5 protein-coding genes and 1 pseudogene are annotated in these 7,077 nt (G+C 72.7%); 2 read left to right on the plus strand and 4 right to left on the minus strand.

Annotation, left to right across the window (positions count from 1 at the left end):
* A pseudogene (locus GT354_RS50080) lies at positions 1–210 on the plus strand (DUF4232 domain-containing protein); the annotation flags it as partial.
* 173 nt (positions 211–383) lie between these two features.
* Here GT354_RS50080 and GT354_RS50085 read toward each other — a convergent pair.
* Positions 384–2,159: an amidohydrolase family protein gene (locus tag GT354_RS50085; protein WP_161364872.1), complete on the minus strand. Its 1,776-nt coding sequence runs from the start codon at positions 2,157–2,159 to the stop codon at positions 384–386.
* Between the two features lie 96 nt (positions 2,160–2,255).
* Between GT354_RS50085 and GT354_RS50090 the strand changes: the two genes are divergently transcribed.
* Positions 2,256–3,158, plus strand: a complete 903-nt coding sequence (locus GT354_RS50090) for a helix-turn-helix domain-containing protein (protein ID WP_161364875.1) — start codon at positions 2,256–2,258, stop codon at positions 3,156–3,158.
* A gap of 75 nt (positions 3,159–3,233) precedes the next feature.
* Here the strand turns inward: GT354_RS50090 and GT354_RS50095 are convergent, their stop codons facing one another.
* From GT354_RS50095 to GT354_RS50105, 3 genes are all read right to left on the minus strand, one after another.
* On the minus strand, positions 3,234–3,677 hold the full coding sequence (locus GT354_RS50095) for a PLD nuclease N-terminal domain-containing protein (protein ID WP_161364877.1): 444 nt from the start codon (positions 3,675–3,677) through the stop codon (positions 3,234–3,236).
* A gap of 97 nt (positions 3,678–3,774) precedes the next feature.
* Positions 3,775–5,373, minus strand: a complete 1,599-nt coding sequence (locus tag GT354_RS50100) for a DUF4139 domain-containing protein (RefSeq protein ID WP_346012529.1) — start codon at positions 5,371–5,373, stop codon at positions 3,775–3,777.
* Positions 5,374–5,375: 2 nt separating this feature from the next.
* On the minus strand, positions 5,376–7,077 hold a 1,702-nt coding region (locus tag GT354_RS50105), incomplete at its 5' end, for a DUF4139 domain-containing protein (protein WP_161364879.1).

Here is a 7,077-nt window from a genome sequence, read left to right on the forward strand (position 1 = left end):
TCGGTGTCCTTCGGCATCGACTACCCGGCCAACGACACCGGCGGCTCCGGCGTCCGCATCACCGGCATACAGGTCACCCCGCCCGGAGAGACCGAGACCGTCCCCCTCCAGTGGCCGGGCGCGGCCTCGCTGCCCGTCACCGACGGCGCCGGCTCCCCGGTCAAGGTCACCCCCATGGGCGGCGCCGGCCAAGGCGGCATGGACGACTGACACATGTACACGAGCGGCCGAAACGTCCATCGCCCCGATACCCACCACGGGTATCGGGGCGGACGTGTTCCACATGAAACCGCGCCGCCGCCCCACGCAGCGCGCCCACCTGACGAAACGGGTGGACGGGCAGGCAAAGCGCGGACACGCCAAGCCACTTCCAACCCCGCGCGCTACCGCGCCCCGCGCACCAACCGACCCGGCCGAGCCCCCGTGTCCACGCCGTCCCGCCGCGTCACCTGGCCTGCCACGATCGTCGCCACGTAGCCCGTCGCGTTCTGGAGCATCCGCCCACCGCCCGCCGGCAAGTCGTGGACCATCCGCGGCCGATGCAAGGTCAGGGCGTCCAGGTCGATCACGTTCAGGTCGGCCCGCTTGCCCTTCGCCACCACACCCCGGTCGCTCAGGCCGTACAGCGCGGCCGTGTCGTGGGTCTGCTTGCGGACCACGAATTCCAGCGGCAGGCCCTCGCCGCGTGAGCGGTCCCGGGCCCAGTGGGTGAGCAGGAAGGTCGGCTGCGAGGCGTCGCAGATCATCGAGCAGTGCGCGCCGCCGTCGGCCAGGCCGAACACGCTCGCCGGGTGGGTGAGCATCTCCCGGATCGCCTCGTGGTCGCCGTCGGAGTAGTTGAACATCGGGACCATCAGCGTGGTCCGCGCGTCGTCCTCCAGCATCAGGTCGTACAGCGTCGACAGCGGCGCCTCGCCGCGCGCCTTCGCGATCTCGACGACCGTGCGGTCCGGCAGCGGTTCGTAGTCCGGAACCGCGTCCATCGGGTACATCCGGTCCATCATGAACTGCATCGCCAGGTTGACCGAGTCGCCCGGAATCGACGCGTCGCTCGGCAGATCGGCCTCGGCCAGGATCGCCGCCTTGACCTCGGGCCGGGCCAACTCGGCCGCGAACTCGGCGTCCGACAGCTCTCCTTGCGCGCGCCGGGCGGCCAGCGCCCCGAACGTGGGCCGCTTGCTGAACGCGTTGCGCGTGCCGAAGCCGGTCAGCATCCCGAACGGCCGGCCGGCGATCTGCGGGTGCAGTTGCGCGCCCGCCTCGTTCGCGGCCGACGACTCGGCCATCAGTTCGCGCCACAGTTCGGGCGCGGCGTTGACCTGGAGCAGTGCGAACGACACCGGCATGCCGATCTCGGCCGCGAGGCGTCGCATCCACTCCACCTCGGAGGCCGGCTTCACGATGTCCTCGCCCGAGGAGCCGGTCGGCGCCAGCTCGAACACCGCCCGCCCACCCGCGGCCATCGCCCGGCCCAGCCCGAACAGCTCGTCCTCCGTCGCGAACGTGCCCGGGACCGGCTCGCCGCCCATTGCCTTGTGCGCCACCGTGCGCGACGTGGAGAAGCCGAGCGCGCCGGCCTCGACCGCCTCCCGGACGATCACCGCCATCGCCGCGATGTCCTCGGCCGTCGCCGGCTCGTTGCGCGCGCCCCGGTCGCCCATCGCGTACGCGCGGACCGCGCCGTGCGCGACCTGTACCCCGATGTCCGCGGCGAAGGTGCGCGCGCCCAGTACGTCCAGATACTCGGGGAAGGTCTCCCAACCCCACGTCATGCCCTCGGCGAGGGCTGTGCCGGGGATGTCCTCGACCCCCTCCATCAACCGGATCAGCCAGTCCTCGCGACCCGGTCGTACCGGCGCGAAGCCGACGCCGCAGTTGCCGGACACCACGGTGGTCACCCCGTGCGTCGTGGACGGGTCGAGTACCTCGTCCCACGTGGCCTGGCCGTCGTAGTGGGTGTGGATGTCGACGAAGCCAGGCGTGACGATCCGGCCGGTCGCGTCGATCGTCTCGGCGGCGTCCTCGACCAGTTCCGGGTCGGCGCCGTCGTGCCGCCGCAGCGCGACGATCAGGCCGTCCTTGATGCCGATGTCCCCGAGATACCGATCTGCACCGGTGCCGTCCACGATCGTGGCGTTGATGATCTTGAGGTCGTACATATGAGCCTCCCCGGTAAGGTGAGGCAGACCGTACGGCTGCGCATTGTGCGAGTCAATATGCGCACTATGCGAAAAGGTCCGCTAGGGTCGTTCGTCATGGCCCCTCGACCCTCACCGCAGACCGATCGACTCGTCTCCCTGGTCGACGCGATCGCCGAACGCCCCGAGGAGGGGCTGACCCTCTCCGAGATCGCCCGACACCTCGCGGTCACGCCCGCGACCTGCCATCCGATGCTCGCGAGCCTGACCTCGCTCGGCTGGTTGATCCGCCACCCCACCCGCCGGACCTATCGCCTGGGCCCCGCGCTCGTCGCCGTGGGCCGGGCCGCCGCACAGGGTCTGGGCGTGCTCGACATCGCGCGCCCGGTGATGCGCAGACTGCGCGACGAGACCGGACTGACCTGCCTGGCGATGACACCGGGGGAGTATCACGTGGCGATCGCCGAGATCGTCCGCGCGCCGGGACCCGATCTGCACCGGATCAACATCGGTGCGCAGGCGCCGATCGCGCCGCCGCTGGGCATCGGCTACGTGCCGTGGGCCGACGAGCAGACGGTGCGGCGCTGGCTCGACGGGGCCGACAGTCCCCTCGCGCGCGGGCGGATGGAGCGCGCGATCGACAACGCGCGGCGCCGCGGCTTCGCGATCGAACTGGTCACCGACGTGGAGACCCGTCTCGGCGAGACCCTGGGCGAGTTGGACGAGCATCTGGAGGGGCTGGACACCCTGGGCGCGGGCGCGTCGGCGGCTCGGCTGCGCACCCTCCTGGAGGAGATCGCCGCCGAGATCGGCGCCTCCGACGGCGGCCAGATCGACGACCTGGAGCCGAACCGCGACTATCGCATCGGCGCGATCAGCGCCCCGGTGCACGACCGCGACGGTGATCTCGCGCTGATCCTGAGCCTGCGCGGCTTCGCGGCCCGCACCGACGGCGCGACGCTGGACAAGACCGGCCGGCTGCTCGCCGACGCGGCGTCCGAAGTGGCCGCCGCGACCTGACCACTCGGCACCCGAAGCAGCCGCCGCGACCCAACCGGCCGCCACCACCCGATCACACGCCGGCCGCTCGCGGAGTCAGTCCTTGGCGCGCCCTTCCGGGTTGTCCTGGTCGGGGCTGCGCAGGTCGTCCTCGCGGCGCTTGAGGTCCTCTTCCCAACGCTTGAGCATCTCGTCCTGCTCCTGCGCGGAGGAGGTCGGGTTGCCGGGGGTCGAGCCGTCCTTGTTCAGCGACGCGAGAAACTCGGGGTCGTCGTCCGGGGCCATCTGCCGCCCCTGGCCACGGCCGCCGAACCCGAAGCCGGCACCGCCGGCGCCGCCGCCCGGCGCGTATTCGCGCTTGGGGCGCCCGGCGGCCAGCCAGCCGATCGGCCCGAGGAAGACCGGCCAAAAGAACAGGATGATGAACACCCAGGCGATCTTCGGGAGGCTGCGAACCTTCTGCTCCTCGGTGGTGAGGCAGTCGATGAACGCGTAGATCCCGAGGGCCAGGGGCAGCAGAAAAAGCAGGACCCTGATCATGTGGCGGTCTCCCTGACAGGTACTCGGCGTACGGATACTCGGTGTGCGGTCATCTCCCGTCCAGCGTAAACGGTCGGCTCCCGGAACACGGGAGGACTCAAAGGCCGGTGACTTTTCCCGAGGCGTGCAGTTCGTACACGAGCGTCATCCGCCGTCGGCCGCCCGGCGTGAGATCCACGTCGTAGCGGACGATCCCCTGGTCGTCGACCGCCTCCGGGGCCGGGTCGCACAGGTCGCGGCGGACCTTGACCTCGACAGCCGAGACCTCCGAGACCGGGACCCGCTCGCGCACCACGACCGTCCCGGGCGCGACCGCGTCCGGCGCGGCGACGTGCGACACGAACAGCGTCACCGTCCTGGTCACCACCGTGCGACCGGTGAGCCCGGCCGTGGTCCGCGACTCGGTCACCTCGCGCACCACCCGGAAGTCGTCCTCGCTCCCGAACGGCAGCCGGACCTCCTCGCCGGCCGCGGCGAAGTCGAGCTGCCCGCGCCCGATGTACCCGCTGCCACGCACCAACTCCACCGGGCCCGCGAGCAGCACGTGCCCGGCATCGTTGGGAAAGCGCACGACCTGGCTCACATAGGGCGACAGCTCGGGCGCGCACGCCGCCTCCGGCTCGCACGCCGTGGTGAACGTGGTCAGCCGGATCCGGTGCGGCGTGCCGTCGGAGGCCACGTGTACCGGCGCCGGCGCCGCCAGCACGCGCACCTCGCCGCCGTCGTCCACGCCCGGCAGCTCGGTCGCCGCCTGCGCCACCGCGCCGACCGAGGAGATGTCCTCCTCGCGCAGGTCCACCTCGACGTTCTTCTTCTCCTCCTGGGTACGGTCGCGCAGGGTCAGCCGGTCCTCGGCCAGACTCGGCGGCCGGGCCGCCAATGTCGGGCGCGCCGTGGACAGCGACAGCGCGACGCCCGACCAGTCCTCGCCGGTGCGCTGCCACACCACCGCGTCCGACTCGACCTCGATCGAGCGCCGATCCGCCGCGAGCGTCGCGCGATAGGCGGGCCGCCACAGCGCGCACGGCACCAGGTGCACCACGCGCAACTCGGCCGAGCCCGCGCGGTCGGCCTCGACGACGACCTCGACGGTCGCGGTCAGCTCCAGGTCCTCGGCGACCGCCGTCGCCAGCGCGGCCTCCGCGTCGCGGATCCGACGCACGACGGTGGCCCGCTCGCCGGTCGTGGCGTGCAATTCGTCGTAGCGGCGCTCGCCCTCGTCGGTGAGCCGGTCCAACTCGCCCGACCAGCGCTCGGGTTCGGTGACCCCGAAACCGGTCTGCTCGGTGATGTCGCGCAGCAGATCGGCGCGGGCCTGCTCCAGCAGCGCGACCCGGGTCCGGAGAACGTCCTCACGGGCCGACAACGCGTCCTGTCGCCGGCCCAGGTCGTACACGAGCCGGCGCAGCTCGTGCGCGTCGGCACCCGGCGCCGACACCGACCGCGGCGTGTACACCCGCACCACGCGCGCGTCGATCGCCGTCGCCGTGCCGTCGTCGGCGACCACCTCGGCGCGCAGCGAGCGGTCCACCGCGAGCGGGGTCACCGGGCCGATCCGCAACCGCTGCACGCCGGCGGCCAGTTCGACCCGGCCGGACCGGGTCACCTGGGCCCGGTCCTCCAGGCACGTCACCGCCGTGATCGCCAAGGCGTCCGCCTTGCGGTCGTCGGCGTGCTCCATCGTCGGCGCAGTCACCGTCAGACCCTCCTGTTTCCGCCGACCACGGCCTTGGCGGCCGGGATCCGGATCTCGTAACCACCGGTCAGCCGTACCCGCTCGCCCGCCGCGAGTTCCACCCGCCACACGCGCGCGCCCTCGACGTGGCGGCCGTCGCGCAACTCGTCGTCAGGCTGCCAGCGCGGCTTGCCGGCGTGCTCCTCGATCCGTACGTCCTTGTCATCGGTCACCGGGACCCGCTCCAGGACGTCGAGGCGGATCGCCCGGGACAGGTGGTTGACCGCCTCGACCTCGATGCGGTGGTCGAGCACGAGGGTGTTGTTGCGCAGCCCCGCCGTCGACTCGCTCATGTGCGCGTGCCGGGCGACCTGGACGCTTTCCACCACGCCGACACCGACCCGCTCGCGCGCCCCGGGGGCCAGGGTGGGCAGCGGCACGGTCATCAGGAACTCGCCGGCCACCGACACGTCGGCGGGTCCCGCGAGCAGCGCGTGCGGCGAGGTGTTGGCGAGTACGACGGTGCCGAAGACGGCCTCGTCCAGGGCCGGTACGCAGACGAACTCCGGGGTCAGACCGATCTCGATCTCGCACACCGGGATCGTGTGCCAGCCCCCGTCGGCGGGCACCTCGGCGGGCGCCGCGGTGTCGAAGCGGTAGTCGTAGGACCCGGCCGTGTCACGCGGCGGGACCGCGTGCGCGGGCAGCGGCAGGAGGGCGACCATGCCGGCGCGCTGGTGCAGTTGCTCGGCCGGGCCACCGCCCGAGGGCACCGCGGGGCGCAACCGGCCGCGGACGCCCGCGTGTTCGTCGGCGCCGTGCAGTTCGAGCGCCGCGTAGTCGAGCAGGTCGTCGGCCGGGGTCGGCGGCAGCGGTGGCGCGAAGGACCTCTTGGGAGCCGCGGAGCGCATCCGCGCACCTCCGGCGACGGCCACGTCGAACCGCGCCTCGGCGCCGAACGTCACCTCCGACGACTCCTGCTGCGGAGCCCCTGCGTAGCCCGCGAATGAGGGAGGAGCGCCCCCGGGGGCGGCGGGCATCGGTCGTGCCAGGGGCGCCGGGAGCATGGGCGGCGGGGCCGAGATCGGGTCCGCGGCGCTTGCCGCGACCGGGTAACCCTCCTCGTCGTAGTCCTCGTGGTCGGCGACCCTGCGCGCCCCCAGGTAGACGGGTGCGTCCGGCTCCGGCCGATTCACGCGCTTCGCGTCGTAGCCCGAGAACAACTCGGCCAGCCCGGTCGGCGGTTCGCGCCATCCCGCGTGCGCGGGCGCGCTCTGCCGGCGACCCAGGCGCAGCGACTTGAGCTCGGGCAGGTCCGTGCGCCGGCTCAGGTCGGCCGTCGACAGGCCGAGCCGTACGCCGGTCCAGTCCTCGTCCGTGCGCTGCGCGACACACGCGCGCAGGACGAGAGTGCCGCCGGTCATCGCCTCGTCGAGGCGCAGTTGATACATCGGGGCCCAGCGTGCGCCCGGTACGTGGTACTCCAGCGCGAGTTCGATCCGGCCGCCGGCGTCGCCGACGCCCTCCAGGGTCACCACGGCCGAGCCCAGGACCTGGGACCGCTTGCGCCGCGCCGCGCCCGACGCCTCCACCTCCCGAGCCTGGCACAGCGCGACCTCACGCTCCGCCTCGCGCAACTCGTCCGCGCCGGCGCGTCGGCGTTCGTACGCCGCGCTCTGCCGCTCGTCCGCGAACGCGGCCAGGTCGAGCAGCGCGTCCACCGGG

This window comes from Streptomyces sp. SID3343, assembly GCF_009865215.1.
GTDB lineage: Bacteria > Actinomycetota > Actinomycetes > Streptomycetales > Streptomycetaceae > Embleya.